A 21,187-nucleotide genomic window follows, 5' to 3' on the forward strand; every position below is an offset into this window, starting at 1 on the left:
GCCACTGCACTCTTTTGGGCCCGAGGGAACTGACGGCACGTCGGCTTTGGTTGGTATAGTTAGGATTTATTTTTTATGAGGCTGCCGGTGGCAGCCTTATAGTGTTTATGTGATGCGTTCAGTCGAGTTTTAACAATTTTCGATCAATTTCATACCCGTAACCGACTCGCCGCAATTCCCTGTTGATTTCATAGCCTTCGGAAGACGTGTTTTTAATCCCATTTATGGTGTAAAACTGCAGAAATTCAGGTTCATAAGGCGCCTCATATAAACCAATGTTGTCATAAACCCGTCCTTCAACCGCCTTTTTGCCAACAAAATCACACGATACCGCCTCTTTAACCGTCACTTCACCTGGTTCACCATAAACAATCTCATCACCGTAAAGCCAGTCATAGAAATCCCGACGATTATTCTGCGCCCAAATCAGGCTGGCGACGCGGGATTTCCCCTGGAAAGCGATATAATACTGAACACCCATGGCTTCTTCGGTACCATCTCCATCTACATCGATGATGTCATAACATTGGGACTTATTCATGAACGCACGAATACCTTGCATTGCATCGGAAGTCGAGGGGAGCATTTCACGGAATTCCGTCAGATGACCAGGATTCATCCGGGTACAACCATGAGACACGGGCCCCCTGCTGGTAACTGAAGCGCGGAGATATGGTTTACCATTCCTACTGTTTTCTGTAGATTTTTTCCACGCTTCGGGGATAAGGGGATGCCCGGCCATCCAGTTGCTGATCCCGGGATTATGAAAAGCGTTATAGGCAGTGCCACCTGCGTACTGGTAAGGCAGCATCGGCATAAGACCGTAATATCCTTTATCGGAAATATAGTCGACCATGCCGGTGTCACCGGATCCATGTTCGCGCGGAATAAGATTCCACACTCCGGTGGTGGTAAAAAGCGGCATTGTATGCCCCTTGTATGTGGTGATTTTATCGTAGGTCCCGGCAGGATAAATGGTGGTGAACTCGTAAAAATCTAATTTGCCGCCATTGATAGCATACAAATTTGAGGTAATATCAGTGAAAAACACTTGAGCTTTTGTGGTAAAAGCTTCCGTATCATCAGCCTTTGCAAGCGAAAGTAGTTCTCCGAATGCGCTATCCTGTTCTGTTGTCAGGTCTGTGAGGTAAATGCGATGAGGAAAGAAACTATTAATGAGTACCAGCTTTTCCCTAAGGTCTGCTGTTGGTTCGGCCGTTCTGAGTGATGAGGCAAAATCAGCAGCCATGCGGTTGAAGTCGCGCGTTATATGATGGAGGCGTCCGGGATTGAGCCGATCAATAGCATCGAGATTGAGCTGCCGCCACTTGTCAGGAGCGAGACCCGGTTTACGGTCTGCAAGTTCAGCAAGCTGCTCTTTTTGAACCTTTGCATCATAACTCTCCCAAGATCTGTTTGTTGTCAGGGTAATTAACTTTTTGTCAATAACCTCTTTGTAAAGAGCGTGACGGGCTACCTGATCCTCAATATAGGAATTTATGCCCTCATCGGTGAGCACCATCCGTATACGTACCTGATTACCGCGTCCGAGATGAATGGTAACATTATTTTTGTTTTGAACCCTGGGAACAAAGCCTGTATAAAAATTTGGATCATAATTGTTGAACAACACCCCATAAAGCTTAGGGTTGGCCCAGCGCTCACTGAAAGGTGCGCCATAGAGGTCTGCGGTGGTTACCAATATCAGGACAACCATGAAACCGAGATATTTTATTTTCTTCATTCCCATCCTCCTCATCTTGAATTCGCACGAACGCCACGACAATTAATGAATTATCTGCTTCCCGTCCTATTGGGTATGCTCACGTGAAGTCTCTTAATTATCTGGACATCGCACTGCTTTTTCAACTCCCAGGTACTCTCTCATCAAGCCACCGCCCAGCACCGCAACATCCTCGTCTTTTCCGGTATTGCAGAGAATGGTAAGACTGTATTGTTTGCCGTTAACACTGAAGACAACTGCATGATTACGTGCCATTATAACTGCAAGATCAACGGTCTCTTTACTCTCATTGGCTCCATGATATGTACCTGTCTTTCCGGCGATGTAGATTGATTTGGGAGTATACTTGTCAATCTTCTTCGAACCGGTGCGAGTGGCATGCATGATTTTCCAGAGTATCTCAGCACCTGGGTATTTGTTATGGTAGGTATCGTAAAGAAATCTGGCCACAGCCTGGGAGTTTAGTTCGTTTCCATGTACTCTTTTACCGTCCGGGTGTGTCATCCACCCTTGAAAGGGTCGCAGATTTTTATATCCCATTTTTTCGCTAAAGGCCTGTACGCTCAATCTACCGGAATCATCACTACCGTCTTGACCGACCTGTCTCTGCACCTCTTTCCAAGCCTCATTGCTGGACCGGACAATCATCCTGCTTATCAGAATTAGCTGGTTTTTAGTTATCATTCCCTCGTGCTTGTCGAGCAGGGCCGCAGCAACAAATATTTTTGATGCTGATGCCCCGAAGAAAACCTGCTCCGCATTAGAGCTGCGGGAGATGGTATCTCCTGAGTCCAGGTCTGTCAGCATCCATTGCACCTGACTGCTTTTCTTAAGCAGGCAATACTGCTTTTCCTGGGTTTCAGTAAACGTAGCTCCTCCCCCACGTCTACGCACTAAAAGTCCCCGAACTTCCTGGCCGCCTAATTCCCAGAGATTGGTTCCGTCTGACAACGTAAAAAATTCCTCATCAGTTAGTATATTATCGTCTGCAGCCCACAGAGATTGCAGGGAAACTGCGGTCACAAGGATCACACTCATAATTACGCAAAAACTGGTTTTTCCCATTTGCCGAGCTCCTTTACGATCGATCATCGAATCTTTTCTTTCAGAGAAATCTTCTTGGTGTTTTTCGTTATTTCTTTGTCCAGGCTGGCAAGAGCCGGAACATTACTGAAGTCCTCATTACCGATAAAGGGACGAACCTGGAAGAGCCACAACTTGCCATCTGCAAAACCATATTCTATATCCCAGGCCATTGGCTGACCATTTGTATCCAAAGAAGGTTTCAAGGTTTTTCTGATTTTCTTCCCTACTTTGGCAACCGCCTGCACTTCCTCAGGGCTGAGGACATATTCGCGGCCGGTGGAGGGTACTGTTTTTATCCCCTGTCCTGGAATGATCAAGCGGCGCCACGGAGATTTAAAAGCGGTGATCAGCCTCACATTATTCGGCGACCAAAGCAGCGTTTCCGCGGGAGTACCATCCACTGCACCGCCAACACCTTCCGAGGTCCCAAGAAGCATTTTTGTCTGGTCACCAGTATTGATATCAGCAGTGATCAAAACACCGGAAGCTTCATTTGGGATAGTCTCCAGCAGCACAACCGAAGGCAGCACCCACAGCGGTTCATCTATCAGGGTCTGCCGCCAGGAAAAGGAGCGGAAAGTAAATGGTGATGCCCACACTTTTTTCAACCCATTATATAGATCTTCCAGTGAACCAAGATTGAAAATGGTCAGATTAAGACCAGCTCCGTTGAAGCTGGGTTGATCTTCCACATTGGTATCACTACGTACAAAAAGCCCAACGGTCTGTTCCGGATCTTCCTTTTTCAGCAGCCCGAGTTTGCCCAGATCATCTCGAATGGCTTTTTTTAACGCAGGAGATAATCTGTTGTTCTCGATGGAATAGCGAATTATCTCCAGCCGTGGTTTGATCCAGGCGGCCAGATCGCTATCGGATGTTCCGGCAGGAACCATCTTGTTAAAAAAGGTTGCATAGGTTTGCTTGGCAAAGTCATCAAGGGATTGTCCCGGTTTAGCAATAGTTTTTCCGGCAAGTCTTTTAGGAACCAGCACTTTGGCGTTTTTATAGAATTGATAGTACGCACCAAAAGGAACCGCTAGTCCCCTGGCAACATGCTCAGGAAATATGTGTTTGAGCTCCCCAAGGTATGCTGCCTTGGGGCCTGTTTTAACGCCCGAGTCTGCCCGGCGCAATTTATCGAGGGGGATTGGTTGCCAGTGCTTGAGATCGAGCATATTAGGATCAATATGAAGCCTGGCCTTGTTCCCGGAAACTTTGCCATCCCCGGTGCGTTTCTCGCTGCGGGTGTATTCTTTCAGTATGGCTTTATCTTCAGCAGTCATATTGGTGGCGGTCTTGAGATAAACACGCCCGCCAGGGGTAACGACAAATAGTATCTCTTCTGCATTGTGTTGTTTCAGAATGTCGTAAGGATGATTTGCAATAACAATATTAGGAATACCAAGAGCGCGGGCAAGCAGCTGCACATGTGAAACGACATTTCCCTCACCGCGGGTGATTATTCCGGCAGCAGGTTCAAGATCGGACGGTGTATCGGGCAAGGCAATAATCCGGTCGCGGTTATAGGACTGATCAAGCTTGATTACAGCCAGTTTCCCGTAAGCAAGGCCTGAGTTCAGCGCCCGTATACCTTCCGTAAATTCACGATCGAAAAAGAGATGGCTTATTTTTTCCTGACCGGAGACATAATTTTCGAGATTACTGTAGGCCATGCCAAAAAGGAGCATGGGCGAGCTGCGGACAATGTCATCGGTAATCCTTGTGATATCAGGGATGAGGTACGTCCATGACGGCCAAACCTCACCAAAAGCCAACACTGCACCAGCATGAGCCCATTCAATAACCCGTTGTACCTGCACGAGAAGAGCGGCAAAATCCTCTCGGTTCCAGCTGTTTTGAGCCAATAAGCTGTCAAAATCTTGGGCTATGGCCCTTCTCTCGCGATCGGAGATCAGGCCGGTACCATATGTTGCATTAGCCAGGGCACGGAGGAGTTGCAGATATTCTCTAACGGTTTCGGGCCCACCGTTGTCCATCAATTCACTTCCAAGACTGTGGATTACAGCAGCTCCAGTAACGTTGATCCCAACGAGTTTGCGACGATCGGAATCGGGAACCTCTTTACCTGCAACCGTAAGTCGCGCCTGGACCATGAGTTCCGCCATATTGTTTATCTTTTGAACAGGAACATCGCCTTCTCGGCTTATAAGATCCTTTAACAGCTTTTTTGTCTCGCTACTCGAAAGGCTGTTGATCTGAGGAATGAGAATAGACTCATCAAGAGAGGTGAGTTCTTTTATGTCGGCAACGAGTTTGGCAATATCATTCCTTTCTTTTTCTCTGGATGCAGGCAATTTCTCCCGATAATCTGATAGAAGAGGAATCAGGGAAGCAGAGATTCTGCCGTGAACAGCATCTCGCAACGGCTTAAATTTACTATCATCCTGCTGAATATTGATAGACAGGTCACGAATTTCCTGAATATTGCTTTGATCATTACGGGTGAAAAAACGTCGCTCAAGCTCAAAAGACAGAATAAAATGTCGATAGTCGTTAAACGTTGGTTCGAGCAGGTATTTTTCCTGAAATATTGGCATATCCCTGGCTTCGTATTCAGCCCCCTTAAGTCCGCCGTAAGTCTGCATCTCAGCCAATTTTGATTTCGGATGCGTTGTAATATAATAGTTTTCAAGGATATAACCGCGAACAAGATTATGGTGGTCAGATATCTTGTCCCATTCAAACAGATCACTGGAGAATATATTACCCACATACATACCGGTGCTTGCCAGAGCCTCACCTACTGGGGCACGGAACGCACCGCAGAAGTTGGTACTCTCGCAGCGGTTGGAAATGGTGCCGTCTTCAGCTTGTACAGGTAGCTTCTTGCCGTCCGTACAAACGCAGTAGTTTACGCTGTAAGGGCCTTTGGGCAATTCCTGGATGGCTTGCCAATTCTTTTTAAGCATCTCTTCCTGAGCAACGTTCAGTTGCTGACTTGCAGCCGCCAGTGTTGTGTGTGGATGGGCAACTGTCAGGAAAAGAAAGGCTCCTGCCACGACAGATAAAATTGTTTTTTTCATGGAGTACGTTCTCGTCTGCGTAAATTATGATCTGATGAGGAATTCCTTTATCCCGAAAAATTTATATTAGACAAATGTGACAATGATCGTAGATAAGTCTGATTTTCACTCTTTGAGCGTACCTTCGTTAGTTCAAGCTACAGAATAATAAAGAAGAAAACTGCTTATGATTTTTATATATAATAGAGGATTGTTTATTGTCTATTGGACATTAGGCCAACATCACATAGCTGCAACTCATGGCTGTCCTGCATAATCAGTAATCATGCTGGGAGTTTTCGCGGATTTAATTCTGGAGCAACCGGCTGTGTAGAGATCAAAGCCAGTACTATGAGAAGCGCAGCACTCTTGTGCCTGTATCAACAGCTCTAACCTCTATCAAGGTACATTGATAAATTGAGGGAGAAATAGGGGAATGTGCTACTGCTGTAACTGGAAATATACCTTGTCGATGATCGTGGAGAACGAAGGAAACACAAAATATCGATTAAACAAGCTGACAGGCATAATAACCGGGAGATCATGAAATATTGGCTGGCATTCTATAAAATGCTTCTTGATCAATCTGTTATGTATCAAAAAAATGCACATGAGAGACAATGACTCGAAGGAATTGAGCGCCCCTCAAAGATCGTTTTCCCAGTATCAACCGCCCTCCGGGACGACTTCTGCTTGCACCGATAAATGGTCGGATACCTATATCCAGTGCAAAACGTCACGAATGATAGACCACCGCGGTGAATGTTTTTTCTCTGTTTCTCCTAATATCCAGTAGTTATAGAGACTGGATATGGTACCGTCTTTTTGTTTAAGATTGAGCCAATTGTTAAGTAGGTCAGCCATGGATTCTTCGCCAAGTGGGATGGGATAAGCTACTGGAATTTTTATGCTGTTGCCAAGCGGTGTAGCAACAGCATACTCTGGATGAAGAATACTCCAGGCAGATGCTTTTTCAGCAAATGTGGCAAAAGCGTCGGCTTTGTCACTGTAATGCTCTATATAGCTGGATAGAGAATCAACAAAGAGTAATTCGGCCTTGGGTAACATATCATGAAGCATTCTTCGATAGTATAATGTGCCGACTGTTGCAATCTCAAGATCCTGTTGCCGAAGCGTGTCGTAATTATTGAATTGGTGGCGTCTGTGGTCCTTGACGAGAAAAGCGACAGTGTAATCAATATGAGGAGTTGTATAACCCTGTCTTGTTGAGAGCAGCGGTGTCAAGCTCTGGCCTGTTCCCATATCACAATACCCTTCATTAAAGTAGGAGCTTAAGTCGTCCCCTGATGCTGGAACGAATTCAAGCTTGACATTGAGATCTGCACTGAGCACCTGAAAAAGCTCTATTTCAAAACCTACAAGCTGGTTTTTACTGTTAAAATAGGTAAACGGCATGTTGTTGTCTTCCGGATAACACACTCGTAAAACACCTCGCTCGATAATTGTCTTCAGTCTGTTTTCACTGTGATTAATATCCAATGGCTCCGGTGGCTCGGTATGCACCTTTCCCACTACTCTTTGACGGGATAAAGGCATTGAAGCGAGCAGGGTGTCCTTATCATAACTGTATTCAATTGTTGCCGTCAAAATGAGCCGTGTCCCTGTTACGACAGTAAACAGCAGACAGCAGGAAACAACGATGTACCTGAACAGCTTAAACCAGTGAATCTTTAGCTGGTCATTCATTGAAAAAGCAGTCAGCAAAGTCAGACTTAATACGTGCACGGCTGCAAGAAGAGTGGCGAAACGTGCATTGATTACCGAAGTAGCAACAAAAAAGTGGAAGGTATCGCTGGGGATCTGCAGAGTGTCAAGTAGAAAGGGTACGGCAATGTTCACGTTGGCAAACAAACTCATGAGGCCGCTGCCAAGTAACAGCGGATAATCAGCTGGTTCGACATCAAATCCTGAAAACCATCCAGCAAAGAGAATAAAACTGATGGTGAATAGCTTGCCGGCATGAGGAAAGTTGAAAGAGGTTGGAATGATGACAGCAATTGCAGATTCGGCACTATTCTGATCAATATCACTTTGGCTGACCATTTCCTTAGATTTTTCAGCGAGAATTGGCAATACGACAAAGAGGCTGGAAGTGGCAAAAGCGGTGACCAAGGCATCTTTTGTTAACCAGACGACCTGCCTGTATTTCAGCGGCGTGAGTGTTGTCACAAGGGCTGGAAGAATCCATAATGACATGGCAAGGGAGAAAAACACATAGGTAAACAGGTACACTTCCATCCGCCGCAGCTCGCCGATCCCCATGGTACCCGAAGCACTGGCCGTTATAGCGAATACACCAATAGGTGTTAGCCTGACAATGAAATTCGTCACTTTGGTCAGCGCATCCATAAGCACGTTCATATCTTCAATCAGACTGGCTTTTTCTTTAATGCCTATGAGAGCGACACCAATGGAAATACAGAAAATGACAACCGCAGGGACGAGGTTATTAGCAATCGAATTAAATGGGTTTGCAGGAATATAAAGTTTGACAAAATCGACGGGCTCTTTGGGCTCGATGAGGACGCCTGAAAAAAAAGAAGAAAATTGCCAGTCAGGGAATGCCAGAGGAAATAAGAAAACAACTCCAATGGTAATAGCCCATATCACCAGGAGTAGCAATCCCCCCTTCTTGGCAAGCAGAATAGCTTGTTTGTACTCAAGGCTGCCAAGGCCAACAATCAGTGACAGGATTACATATGGAAGTACTGTCATCTGCAACAACTTGATATAAATCTCACCGATTATTTCAAGAAAAGCAGTCATTTCACCAAAAAACAAACCAGTAATAATACCACAAACTAAGGCTATGAATATTTTAGTGGAAAGGCTTAATTTGGTATGTTTTTTCAATTTCATAGTTGGGGAAACGGAATCTGTGTAATGTCTGTATGTAAATAGGCGATCAAGGATTATCTACAAAAGCCTTATCAAACTCAGCACATAGGGGGAAGGAGGCCAATCAAACATACCTCTCTCATCATCTCCTGATAATCAACAATCATAGCACTCATCTGACATGGTGCACATTGGACATAAGTCTAATAGGCATTGTCTATTTTTTAAGGATATTTACAGAGACCCCATTCCTTTTTTGATGGGAAACGGCCTATGGAAGTGTATGATGATCATCACTCTTCCAAAGTTGCAGATCAATTCTTTAAAAAAGCGGCATGACAAACATAGCAGACTCCACCTTAAACATGCCCCGATTCTGCCTCTTTCAACAGACAGTGGAATTTCAGTATCGGGGGGGGCGTTATAAAAAATTTCGCTTCAGACTAGACGGTGACAACTCCAACCCGGATGGTATTGGCGAAAACAGTTCTTTCCCTTTGTTTGTCAACTGCACTTATACTTTAGTGCAAAGAAACAGTTAAGTATTGTGGGGGGAGTAGTTCACAATTTATCCTTATAATCGTTTTACCACCAATGTTGAGCCATATAGAGCCTCCTCCTTTTTTCATCCATTTAGGAGGATTGTTTTTTTTGCGAAATTAGGCTTGTATGGAAGCTGGTCTGAATGGATCGTCCGGTTCTGGGCGTACTGCGAAAAAGATACTACCGAATTAATAAGAGCTTTGATACTGGTAACTGTGAGTGTTTTAGAGATCTAAGAGAGGAAGGCCGTAAAAATAACTTATGTTCTCGAAGGAAACAACGTCATTGAAGTTGCATCCATGGCAGTAGTCCCTTCCGCGACCGTTATTCTCCCTGATCTTGGTGCTGAAGTCATCAAGATCGAGAAGCCAAGCGGGAATATGTGGAGATACGGACAAATGACCTCGGGTTTGCCGTGCACTAAAATCCCCTGCTCAACATACATTCGGAACCGAACTCAAAAGTCGGTAGCACTGAACAAGCTGGTGCAACCGCCGATATTTTCCTAACGAACTCGCCGGGTAAGGTGGAGGAAGCTTTCAATCATACCTACGATGACACCGTGACCGTTGTTCTTGGTCTGCTGTTATTCATCGGCTTTCCGTTTTCGTGGCAGGTTGCTGTTGGCCAGGTTACTCTCGACTAAAAGGGACATTCGAAATGAACAAAATAACTGGCAAAATCTCAGCGATCATGGCGATACTAGTCCTTTTTTCGCCGTCTATTAAGGCACAAGCAGCAGAGACTCAGTCGGCCGTGACAGCAATCACTGGGCCTGACGCTGTTGATAATCAACTTAACTCTGATCAAGAAGTCAAACCAGGTTTTTTCGATGCAAATCTTTTGAAAGTCTGGGATGAATGGAAGGGTAAGATTGCAGATCGCACAGGCCTGTCTTTTGGTATCGACTACAACGCACTCGGTTTTGCGGCGACGGAAAGTCTAGGTGAAGACACTTCGGCCAGCGGGGTTTTCCGCGTCTTCGGTACGTGGAATTTAATTGGACGTGGAACGAACAATACCGGCGGTATTGTTTTCAAATTCGAGAACCGGCATGCTTATACTGATTTTGCGCCTAACGAATTTGGGACGCAACTAGGGTACGCCGGTCTTCTCAACGTCGTTTTCAGTGACCAGGGATGGCGCACAACGCATCTTCATTGGCGGCAAGTTTTTAATAACGGGCGTGGTTTTGCCTATGCCGGGTTTCTGGATACAACCGACTATGTTGACGCGTATGTATTGGCTAGCCCATGGACAGGGTTCAGCAACCTTGCTTTTGAGACCGGCTCCGGTACGATCGGTGGATTACCGGACGGTGCCCTTGGCATTATGGTCGGCGGCTTCGTTTCAGACAAAATATATGCCGCTGCCAGCATTGCCGATGCCAACGCCGAGTCGAATGATATCGGAGGCGGGTTCGATACCTTTTTTAATGATTTCGAAACTTTCAAATCGTTGGAAATCGGCTGGACCTCCTCGCAGCCCGCACTTTATCTGGTGAATAATGTCCACGTCAGCTTGTGGCAAATCGATGAACACGAATCGGCTGAAACGCTGGACGGGTGGGGTGTTGTCTTCTCAGCCTCTGGTGTTGTTGGAGACCAATGGATGCCCTTTATCCGAGGTGGTTGGGCTGAAGACGGAGGCAGTTTTTACGAAGCCGCTCTCGCTTTGGGGTTCGGATACCAGCCAAAAGACAGCAACGACTTGCTGGGCGTGGGACTCCATTGGTCACGCCCCAACGAGAGCACCCTTGGGACCAATCTGGAAGACCAATTCACAGGAGAGGTTTTCTATAGATTACAGGTAATCGACAAGTTCGCCCTGACTCCAAGCATCCAGCTCCTTGTCGATCCTGCGCTCAACCCGGATGAAAATGTCATCGCGGTGTTCGGTCTCAGGGCAAGGGTCGCATTTTGATGCTATATCCGGTCTCAAGTTCGACGCACCCGGATTGCTGGTGATACTGGGATTCACGACGCTCACGCACAAGGCCAAGACGCATTTGAGCAGGGTTTAAAAACGCTAACTACTTCAGACTCGACCCCGCCCGCTGCTATCACGCGATCTGAGGGATCGAGGAGGTAGCCCCGGGCCAAAATTAGTCTCAAGCGGAGTGCTCAATACGACATCGTTCACAACATAGATAGTCGTTTGGGAAAGACCGACTCAAGTAGCTAAATGACTGGGATGAAACATAATCATAACAGCAACCAAAAACCGATAAACAAGACCAAACTCGAAACCGGGAGCTTGAAATGAGAAAACTATTTGCAATGGCGATCATAGCCTCACTGACCTGGTCGGTGGCCCATGCGAAGGACTACGACCTCGTAATCCTGAACGGTCGGGTCATGGACCCAGAGACAATGCTGGATGGCCAACTAAATGTGGGCATCACGGACGGTCGGATCGAGATCATCACCCCCGGCGAAATCGCCGGTACTGAGACCATTGACGCCGCTGGCCATGTAGTGGCGCCGGGCTTCATCGACCTGCACTTCCATGCACTTGACGGACTGTCACTTAAGCTCGCGGCGCGCGATGGTGTAACCACAGGAATGGACCTCGAGGCCGGCGCAATCCACGTTGCCGAATGGTATGCCGAAAAGGACAACTCCGGCTGGCCGCTGAACTACGGCACCGGTGTGAGCCAGGAAATGACACGGACTCGGGTTCACGATCCGGAAGTCGACACCAGCGGATGGCATGACGCCACCTCCGTTTTCGAACTGCGCGCTCAAGCTGTTAAGGAGGACGGCGTGCCCGGCTGGTCGGTCACACGCAGCGATCTCGATCAGCTCAATCAGATACTCTCCTACATGGATGAGGAATTGCGTCAGGGCGCTCTCAGCCTTGCTTCGACCATTGGCTACATGAGTGAGGGCGTGACAACTTTCGAGATGTACAAGACACAGGAGGTCGCTGCAAATTATGGCCGCGCGCTGGGTGCGCATGTTCGCTTTCACGGCAATCCCAGCAACCCTGAGGGAACGCTTGGCACCAGCGAACTCCTCGCCAACGCTATGGTGCTCGACGCGCCATTTTCGGTCAACCATAACAACGAATACGGCTGGTGGGAGAACGAGGAAAAACTGCAGAAAGCACGTGCCGAGGGGTACAATGTCTGGTCGGAATACTATCCCTATTCCGCAGCTTCGACGGCGATTTCGGCTGATTTCTTTTCGCCTGAAAAATTCAAAATCCTCGCCGGTGGCAGAGCGTATGAAGAGACCATCTATGATCCAATCCAGGACAAGTTCCTGACCCAGGAAGAGTGGGAAAAAACCTCCAAGGCAGATCCCGGGCGCACGATCTTTGCCTTCAACCCCAAACGGGATGAATGGCTGCCCTACTGGCTGCGCACGCCGCACATGATCGTCGCCTCCGATGCGATGTGGTCCGGTAAAGGGATCGATTCCTGGGATCTGCCGCCGGAAGATTACGTTGGCCATCCGCGCACGGCAGGGTCCCGCGGCAAGACACTGCGCGCGGCTCGTGAAAACGGCGTGCCGCTGATGTTCACGATCGCACAGATGGCTTATTGGCCGGCGTATCACCTGGGCCTGACCGGGATCGAAGGGATGCAGAAGCGAGGCCGCCTCCAGGAGGGCATGGTCGCTGACATCACGATCTTCGATCCCGAGACCGTGACGGACCACGCAACCTACAAGGCAAGCGAGCAGGGCCTGCCCACCACCGGCATTCCCTATGTCATAGTGAGCGGCGTGCCTGTCGTGAGCGAAAATAAGTTCCAGCTCGATGTCCGGCCGGGTAAATCGATCCGTTTCCCGGTGGAGCCCAAGAGTCGATTCAAGCCCATTAAGATTGAGGATTGGGACCGGCAACATACGATTGCCGGCTTCACCATCGACGCCGGTGCGCTTGGCCAGCCTGACTCAGGCGCCAATTCGGACGCGACGCAAGCCAATAGTCCCGAGTAGTCAGGTCTCACATAGGGCCAGACCTTGCGATCGTCCCGTGCTCTTGCATAGCAATCAGGACGGTCGCATCACAGAACCCATGGTTGTAGCACCTTAGTGGGATCCTGCCGTTATCGAGGCATCAGAGTCTGGATGTAAAACCAGAATTGGATCGCACATCAAATAGCAACTCTGAAGACAATTTGGAACTAGGAGTCTGTCGGACTTTTGGTCACTATATGTTATATTGTCAAGAAACCATATAACATCAACCTATTAAGAGACATATGAGTGTAAATTTCAAAGGTGGGAATAGAAAGCAGCTATTCTTATTTCCGCCGAGTGTAGACGATTGGCTCCCTGAAGATCACCTTGCCAGATTTGTTGTGGAGATAGTCGATCAACTCGACATATCATCAAGCCGAAATGAATATGGCGGGCGTGGCAGTACCGCTTATGATCCTGCAATGATGATTGCCTTGTTATTCTATGGATATGCAACAGGTGTTTTTTCCAGTAGGAAAATAGAAAGAAGTACCCATGATTCAGTCGCTTTTCGCTATATTGCAGGAAATACGCACCCAGACCATGATACAATCGCTACTTTCCGTCGACGATTTCTCCCGCACCTGAAAGAGATTTTCGTTCAGATTCTTCGAATTGCTCATGAGATGAGCATCCTCAGGCTTGGTGCAGTAAGCCTTGATAGTACCAAAGTAAAAGCTTCTGCTTCGAAACATAGAGCGTTGAGTCATGGGCACGCATGTAAGCTGGAACAACAGCTCAAAGAAGAAATAGTCACCCTGTTAAGAAAGGCTGAACAGACTGATTGTGCAGATCTTCCTGATGGAATGAGTGTTCCTGAGGAGATATCAAGACGTGAAGAACGACTCGAAGCAATCAGAAATGCAAAGGCAGAAATCGAATCCCGTGCAGCTGAACGATACACCGAAGAAAACAAGGCTTACAAAGAAAAAATAGCAAAGCGTAAAGCAAAACAAAAGAAGACTGGTAAGAAACCGCCGGGCAGGCCACCCAAGCCGCCAAAAGTAGGCCCTTCAAGCAAGGAACAGGTGAACCTGACAGATGATGAATCACGTATCATGCCCATCTCGGGTGGTGGCTTCGACCAGTGTTGCAATGCCCAGGCGGGTGTAGACACAGCCAGTCAATTGATAGTGTGCAGCCATTTGAGTCAGAAGCCCAACGATAAGCAGGAAATGGAACCTGCGCTTGCAGAGTTGCAAGGTTATAGTTCTGACTTTGGTGAACTCACGGGTATCCTGGCAGATAACGGGTATTTCAGTAACGCCAACTGTGCCTTAGCAGAAAAAGCTGGTATCACAGCATATATTGCAGTGGGCCAGGAACAACACAACCAGACATTGGCGAATCGTTGTTCAGATAGTCCATCTCTTGTAAAAAATCCAGACCGTAAGGCTACGATGCGACATCGACTTCACACAAAAGTCGGCAAGGTTTTATACGCAGCTCGAAAGAGTACGGTTGAGCCGGTATTTGGGATCATCAAGCATGTACTCGGTTTTCGGCAATTCAGTTTAAGGGGACTTGAACATGTTACAGGTGAGTGGGATCTTGTTTCCCTGGCCTGGAATTTAAAACGTATGCATGTACTTACAAAGTAATCTCAAAATAAGGAATATGCGTCCGTTTTACTTATATCTGTCCACATAGGTAGGATTTTGGCTGCATGTGCAACCCAGGCTCCTCGGTTGCTAGAAATTCGATAAGTTAATGAGGGAAAATCCCGGGTTGAAACTAAGATAGGTATTTCATCAATCCGACAGACTCCTAGTATAGTATCCTTAATGAATATGATCCAGCAGTCCGATTCAGTGTCGATCTGCATGATCGTTTGAGGAATGACCGAACCTCAATATACGTGCTCGATCAATCCAGGTTTTCCTGGAGAATGGAAAACTTGCTGAACATGGGGGGGGAGGTTAAAGTGTAGTAGTGTATTAAATGAAGCAGATATGCAACAAGATTATTGAAAGGGATAGCCATGGATGATGAATACGATTTTAACAGTAAAGTTGAAGCTCTTAAAACTACTGTTAAAGAGTTAGATGAGGTAGTGGATAGAAAGACTATTGAAGAAACGGCGAAACGTCTGGAGGGTGTCAATTTTGCTCCTCCTGTTGTACTCCCTATATCAGAATTCTTGAGATCTGATAAGAAAACCCTCTTGGCAGAAATAGACAAGCTGCTGGCAATGCCAGATGAAAAAGCCTGTGCACTAGCACCAGATAGCCCTGGAAAATGTCGTGAGCTGCGGCTGCAATTTATCGCGACATTGATATTCCACTATAAAAAGCTATCGCGATTACGGGCTGGAGATGCCGAAGAATGGGATGAGATTGATGAGCTGTATATTCACGACTAGGAAGCTGTCGGATTGAACAATCTGCATGGCATAACCTACTCGGCCAGCCACCCTTTTTTTCGGGTACAAGATTGCACCAATTTTTCTCTATAGTGTCAATTATATTTCGGCTAAATAAAAATGTTCACCCAAGGTTCATCATGACAAACTTTGGAATGGGACATCCCTCGACGCTCCCCTGTCTATTTAGCGAAAGACATCAGGCTTCACAGCCTTGTGCCTGTGAAGCCTGATGCTCTCATAACCATTCTTTTATTTATGGGTTATAGACACGTGAATACTTAGCAACAATCCCTGCGGATTGGAGGTGCAAAAACAGGTATGGCTTCATCTTTTTCTCTCTTCCCAAGCAGGTAGAGCCACCCATATAGAATGAACAGAATGGCGATAGAGAGGATGATGTAGAGGAAGTTGTGACCCTCTGTCACTTGGTAAAACAGTGTTGCCACTGCCCAGGCAAGAACGGTCGAATAAACAGCCATTACACCGGCATAATAACCACCCATCTCCTGACGTGCGGCACCGATAACAGCCAGGCAAGGGAAATACATCAAGACAAAAAGAAGATAGGCAAATGCCGAGAAAACAGTAAAGTGTGCAGCGATATGCCTGTAAACTGAAGCATCCGCTCCTATCTCTTCACTGATGACTGTGGAATCCTCGGTGACCAGGCCAATTCCCAAAAGATCGACAGAACTGACAATAGCCACGAGTCCTTCACCAACAGTCGTAAATGCTTCGACGATAGAACCGGCCACATCCAGGCCTCCCCTTTCAGTCTCAATTTCCGCATTAGGCTCATTCACTTCCATGGCTGAATAAAGGGAATTTACAGTACCGACAATTGCTTCCTTGGCAAAGAGACCGGTGAACAGAGCAACGGAGGCGGGCCAGTTATCAGGTGCAATCCCCATGGGCTCGAAAATGGGACTGATTTTTTTTCCGGCATACGCCAGCACAGAAGATTGGGAATCCTCATTACCAAAAGAAACCTCTCCATTCTCAATACCGATGGAGTTAAGGACACTGAGGACGAACACCGCTGCTACCACGATAGTTCCAGCCCTCTTGACAAAATTTTTCATCCGCAGCCAGGCACTCTTGAAGACTGCACCGCCCCTGGGAACATGGTAGAGGGGGAGATCCATGACAAAATGAGAAGGGGTCCCCTTAAACAAGGTATTTTTGAGAAGGTAACCGGTAAAAATCGCCATGAATAAGCCAACAAGATAAATCAGAAAAACAGCGAGACCGGAATACGCTCCGAACAGTGCAGCACAAAAAAGAGCATAAACCGGCAGACGTGCTCCACAGGACATAAACGGTGCCATAAAGATGGTCATAAACCGATCCCGCCTGCTGCTGAGAGTCCGAGCAGCCATAACTGCGGGAACCGTACAACCAAAACCAACAATCATGGGAATAAAAGCAGAGCCCGGCAAGCCTATTTTACGCATAAACCGATCGGCCACAACTCCGACACGAGCCATATATCCGAGATCTTCCAGAATCGCGAGGGCAAGGAACATAAAGAAGACCACAGGGACAAAGGTTGCAACAGTCTGGCACCCCGCGCCAATCCCCCCGACCAGTGCCAGAAGCCATGAAGGTGCAGATATAGATGCCAATACCTCAGACGGTATGTCGACAAACAGCAACCCACCTATGATATCGAAAAAATCTATAAACACTGAGCCAAGCCCGATGGCAAACCAAAAAGTGACGAACATAGAGGCCAGGAAGATGGGAATCGCCACAAACCGATTCATGACTATACTGTCCACCCTATTTGTGAAACTCTCGCTCCGATCTTTCCTTTCAGCTTGAGCGCGGGCACAGATTGAATCGATATATGCATACTTCTTTACCGTGCCCATAACTTCCTTAGCGGTTACATGGGAATCATGTGAAGGAAGATGCTTAACAGCTTCCTCCACTTCCCGGATCGCCTTTTTCACCGTTACTTTGTCGACGGCTACCACAGGAATAACCGGCAGTCCGAGATTCTCGCTCAGGGCATCGATATCAATCTCGACACCCTCCTGCTCTGCAACATCAAGCATATTGAGCAGGACGATAATCTGGTTGGTTCTTTCTTTGAGCTCCATGGTAAGAAAGAGATTCCGGGAGAGATTCGTCGCATCGACGACGTTAAGGATAAGGTCATATTCGGCATCAGCAATTACTCGTTCTGCTACTCTTTGATCCTCAGTGTCTGGGCTGAGATTATATGTTCCAGGAAGATCGACCAGCTCAACACGGGTTCCGGTGAGTGTGAAGGATCCCTCAATCTTTTCTACAGTAACTCCCGGCCAGTTTCCAACTTTCTGCCGTGCACCTGTCAAGCTATTGAACAGTGTGGTTTTCCCACAGTTAGGAACACCGGCTATTGCTATTTTCTCAATCTTATGCATCACTCACCTCCTTTACGTATACCAGCTGCGCTTCATTCTTCCTCAGGGCAATCCGGCTCCCCCTGACTTCTACAACTACCGGGTCCTTCAAGGCTACAGGTGCAAGCTGTACTGGTGTTCCCTCTACAAAACCCATCTTAAACAGCTTGTCACCATACCCAGAGACAGTCTCTCTGTATCCTGTTATCAAGTACTTTTTGCCTCTTTGTAAGTCAGCAAGGCTCATTCTTTTCATTCCCATCACTCCTTTTGCAATTAATAACTATGTAAGGTTCGCCTAACTTGATTCGCACGGCAACATACATAGCTCACATATAAGAGTCAATACTTTTCTTAGACAACCCTAACTCTAGATATTCAATGAGACTCTATCACACTGAAATTGTGTGATCTTTGAAAATATCCACGATTGATAATCACCTTACTCAGGACAATGTAATGTCGAAGTGATTGGCAAAATACCAAAGGTTCTGTTTGCCATTCCTTAGGCGCTTCAAAGTGAACAGAAGGAGCTTAATTATGGAGTTCCGGTTGGGAAGTGTCTCCCATTCTTCTACCACTGGCTGGAGTTATACGTTATAACAAAAGTTATCCTGACTAATGCAGCAAAGGCTCAATAGTGAAAAGAATGTCTGAACGCTCATAGATAATCAATCAGATTCCAGCTCTGACTGTGGATCCCTGGTTATCTTCGCAACTGTTTCATCATCCTGATTGCGAACGATTTGCGGCAGCTTTCCCCAGAGACCAACATTGTTATCCTTGATGACCAGGATTCCCTGGATTCCTTCGATGCTGCCGACATTATCAAGCACCTGCTCCACATCCTCTTGTTTGGAAATGCTGTTGCAGACAAGGGTTGCCGCTGAGTCTGCGAGTGCCGCATCTTTTGCTATGACCGTCGCCAGTTCACAATTGCCAAAGCTGAGCGAATGCCCCATTTTACTTGAAGAAGAACATATTGAAAGTGGCAGGTCTTCGGAAAAGATATGAAAGGCAAGTTGCGTCCCAATAGCATTTTTGCCCGCATAGATTCCAATGGTAACAGGCGCGGAGGAGGCTATATACATATCACCTCCATTTTCAACGAGGGCATCAGTACAGCCGGCCTCAAGTGCTGCCTCCACGCCATATTGAGCAAGCGTGCCGGCAACAGACGCCATAGGGCCTAGGCCGGTTTTGCCAGAAGCTTCGGCCATTTTCTGCACTACCGGTGGCGCTTCTGGTAAAAGATTGATCGGTTTGAGGGCACTTGCGAATGCAGGATGCTGCTTAATGTACTTTTCAATTTTTTTGCGCTCATGGACAATACTTGCCGTAATCAGCTGAAACTCGTTGCTATACACCTTCAGGTGGGTATCTTTCCAGGAAAATGTTCGAAAACTGCGCATACTGGTATCGGAATGTGAAAGGTAGTTCTGGGTTATGTAAAAGTTAGATGTACAGCATGAAAGTAACTTCCTTTGTGGCCAAGATTAAGTAAAACCCTTAAAAGGCAGAACTGCATGCAGCGAAGGGACAGTTGGGTAGGCAAGCCAGGCACTCCACACATTTATCTTCATTAAAATCGACAGTTCTACTGTCTTTGTCAACATAATGCAGAGCTCCGGTGGGGCAATGGACGATACAATTACCGCAGTGGGCGCACTTCTCTGGATCCCAGTGTAAGCCGACATTTCCGGCTTGGATATTTACTTCAAACTTATTAAGATAGGAATACGCGCGCTCCATATCTTCTTCTGTACCAGTAATTTCAAGGGAGAGATACCCTTCTTCTTCCGGAGTAACCTTCGCCCGATAAATGTTCACAACAAGGTTGTACTCCTTGACCAACTGGTAAACGATGGGTTTTTCGGTTTCACTTTTGGGAAAGTAGAGAAAAACTTTTTGGGTAATCATTATTTTACCCCCTTTACTTCGAGCCCCTGCATTCCCTGGTTCAGTGGTAGCTTCTGACTTGGCTCGGCTAACAAGAATTTCCCATCTTCAACTTCTGCTTTGAGAATACCGGCAATTTTTTGGGCTTTGTTATATGAGGAAATTGAAGCTACTTTGACTTTTTTTCCGTCGAATTCGACCTGGCCCGAGCGAAGCTCTTCGTAAGAATAGCGGTTAAGGATCTTACCAGTTTTCTGTGGGTAGTCCTCCGAGTAGTCGATGACGCAACCAAAGAGTTCGCTGTCCCTTACGGTTGTTCTTTTCAGGATCTCCGCGTTGAGAATTGGAATGGGGATGCCAACTCCGAGCGCAAGGGAAGCACCGTAGCCTTTAAAGCTGACACCTCTCACAAATTCCGAATCCATATCTTTCATATTACCTGAAAGTGCAAGAGTCCCAGCACCTTCAACGGGGACGCCGTTTTCTCCCCGCTCAACATCGCCGCAATGCTGAGTCCCCTGGGAATAGACTATGCCATGGGCTCCGGCCAGCCACACCTTTGTGCCCACACCTATGGTCTCATAGAACGGGTCATTAAGCAGGGGAGAAAGCTGCCCGGCCGACGAATAGGTCATGTTGCGCATGTTGGGTTTTAGGATGCCTAAATAGGTATAAATCGTCTTATCTGAAGTATTGGTGGCGATATTATAATTCTGGTAGCAATTTCTTGGGTTTGTCATGATCGCCTGGTTGAGATCATTGATATCGAACATGGTTCGAATTTCTCTTCTCGGATAGTCGTTAGTGCCGTAAGAGAGGCCAAAAAGCTGCAGTTTCTTACCGGCAACAAGATCCTCGATAACGTGGCCGCCACCATAGAGAAATTCTCCGGGAAAATACATGTTGGCCGGATCGTTATGACGAAGCTGGGTCGCACCAAGATATACATCTACCGCTGCAATGCCGCAATACACCTGGACATCCTCAATCCACGCCTCGGAAATACGTATTTTGGGTTTGGAGTGGCCAAAGTTGAGAACGCAACCGGAGGAGCACATGGGGCCGAATGTTGCAGTCGTTACAACATCTACTTCTTTTGCGGCTGTCTCCAGCCCTTTCTTGTCTACATATCCAATAACCTCCTCGGCGGTAAGAACAACCGCTTTACCAGAAGCTATTTTTTCGTTTATTTCAGCATAACTTTTTGACATCGTATCTTTCCTCAAACTTTCATCTCCGGTTTCTTTCGTGCATCTGTTTTTGTGTACAACTCTAAATAGCACCAAGGGGGTATTGAAAAACAGATA

The 21,187-nt window shown here is 46.9% G+C and carries 14 protein-coding genes; 5 read left to right on the forward strand and 9 right to left on the reverse strand.

From position 1 onward, the window contains the following. Positions 1 to 118 precede the first annotated feature (118 nt). From GA520_RS12945 to GA520_RS12960, 4 genes are all read right to left on the reverse strand, one after another. Positions 119 to 1,744 (reverse strand): hypothetical protein, encoded by a 1,626-nt coding sequence (locus GA520_RS12945; protein WP_163340733.1) that lies wholly within the window; start codon positions 1,742 to 1,744, stop codon positions 119 to 121. A 93-nt stretch (positions 1,745 to 1,837) separates the two neighbouring features. Further along, positions 1,838 to 2,809 carry a serine hydrolase gene (locus GA520_RS12950; RefSeq protein ID WP_163340735.1) on the reverse strand — a complete coding sequence of 324 codons (972 nt, stop codon included), beginning with the start codon at positions 2,807 to 2,809 and terminating at the stop codon, positions 1,838 to 1,840. Positions 2,810 to 2,832: 23 nt separating this feature from the next. Further along, positions 2,833 to 5,874, reverse strand: coding sequence for a PEP/pyruvate-binding domain-containing protein (locus GA520_RS12955; protein ID WP_163340737.1), 3,042 nt, complete (start codon positions 5,872 to 5,874; stop codon positions 2,833 to 2,835). Positions 5,875 to 6,570: 696 nt separating this feature from the next. Next, positions 6,571 to 8,733: a cation:dicarboxylate symporter family transporter gene (locus tag GA520_RS12960; RefSeq protein ID WP_163340738.1), complete on the reverse strand. Its 2,163-nt coding sequence runs from the start codon at positions 8,731 to 8,733 to the stop codon at positions 6,571 to 6,573. A gap of 821 nt (positions 8,734 to 9,554) precedes the next feature. On the opposite strand from GA520_RS12960, the gene GA520_RS27185 reads away from it, so the two are divergent. The 5 genes from GA520_RS27185 to GA520_RS12980 all read left to right on the forward strand — a co-directional run bounded on the left by GA520_RS27185 (position 9,555) and on the right by GA520_RS12980 (position 15,588). Further along, a complete protein-coding gene (locus GA520_RS27185; protein WP_163340740.1) occupies positions 9,555 to 9,764 on the forward strand; it encodes a CoA transferase in 210 nt (69 codons plus the stop codon). Between the two features lie 151 nt (positions 9,765 to 9,915). Beyond that, a complete protein-coding gene (locus tag GA520_RS12965; RefSeq protein ID WP_163340742.1) occupies positions 9,916 to 11,178 on the forward strand; it encodes a carbohydrate porin in 1,263 nt (420 codons plus the stop codon). Positions 11,179 to 11,516: 338 nt separating this feature from the next. Further along, positions 11,517 to 13,202 carry an amidohydrolase family protein gene (locus tag GA520_RS12970; RefSeq protein WP_163340744.1) on the forward strand — a complete coding sequence of 562 codons (1,686 nt, stop codon included), beginning with the start codon at positions 11,517 to 11,519 and terminating at the stop codon, positions 13,200 to 13,202. 266 nt (positions 13,203 to 13,468) lie between these two features. Then, a complete protein-coding gene (locus tag GA520_RS12975; RefSeq protein ID WP_163340745.1) occupies positions 13,469 to 14,827 on the forward strand; it encodes an IS1182 family transposase in 1,359 nt (452 codons plus the stop codon). Positions 14,828 to 15,207: 380 nt separating this feature from the next. Then, entirely contained in the window at positions 15,208 to 15,588 is a 381-nt protein-coding gene (locus GA520_RS12980; RefSeq protein WP_163340747.1) for a hypothetical protein, read from the forward strand. Between the two features lie 281 nt (positions 15,589 to 15,869). Here GA520_RS12980 and feoB read toward each other — a convergent pair whose 3' ends face one another. The 5 genes from feoB to GA520_RS13005 all read right to left on the reverse strand — a co-directional run bounded on the left by feoB (position 15,870) and on the right by GA520_RS13005 (position 21,091). Further along, a complete protein-coding gene (gene feoB, locus GA520_RS12985) occupies positions 15,870 to 18,002 on the reverse strand; it encodes a ferrous iron transport protein B (RefSeq protein ID WP_163340749.1) in 2,133 nt (710 codons plus the stop codon). Next, the gene (locus tag GA520_RS12990) at positions 17,995 to 18,237 is read right to left on the reverse strand and encodes a FeoA family protein (RefSeq protein ID WP_240910266.1); all 243 of its coding nucleotides are present in this window, start codon (positions 18,235 to 18,237) and stop codon (positions 17,995 to 17,997) included. The genes feoB and GA520_RS12990 overlap by 8 nt, the downstream gene beginning before the upstream one ends. Before the next feature lie 415 nt (positions 18,238 to 18,652). Beyond that, positions 18,653 to 19,393 (reverse strand): UPF0280 family protein, encoded by a 741-nt coding sequence (locus GA520_RS12995; protein ID WP_163340753.1) that lies wholly within the window; start codon positions 19,391 to 19,393, stop codon positions 18,653 to 18,655. 97 nt (positions 19,394 to 19,490) lie between these two features. Continuing rightward, positions 19,491 to 19,901: an NIL domain-containing protein gene (locus GA520_RS13000; protein WP_163340755.1), complete on the reverse strand. Its 411-nt coding sequence runs from the start codon at positions 19,899 to 19,901 to the stop codon at positions 19,491 to 19,493. Next, entirely contained in the window at positions 19,901 to 21,091 is a 1,191-nt protein-coding gene (locus GA520_RS13005) for a homocysteine biosynthesis protein (protein ID WP_163340757.1), read from the reverse strand. Before GA520_RS13005 ends, GA520_RS13000 begins: the two co-directional genes overlap by 1 nt. Positions 21,092 to 21,187: the final 96 nt, after the last annotated feature.

The sequence above is a fragment of the Desulfopila sp. IMCC35008 genome (assembly GCF_010646885.2).
GTDB lineage: Bacteria > Desulfobacterota > Desulfobulbia > Desulfobulbales > Desulfocapsaceae > Desulfopila.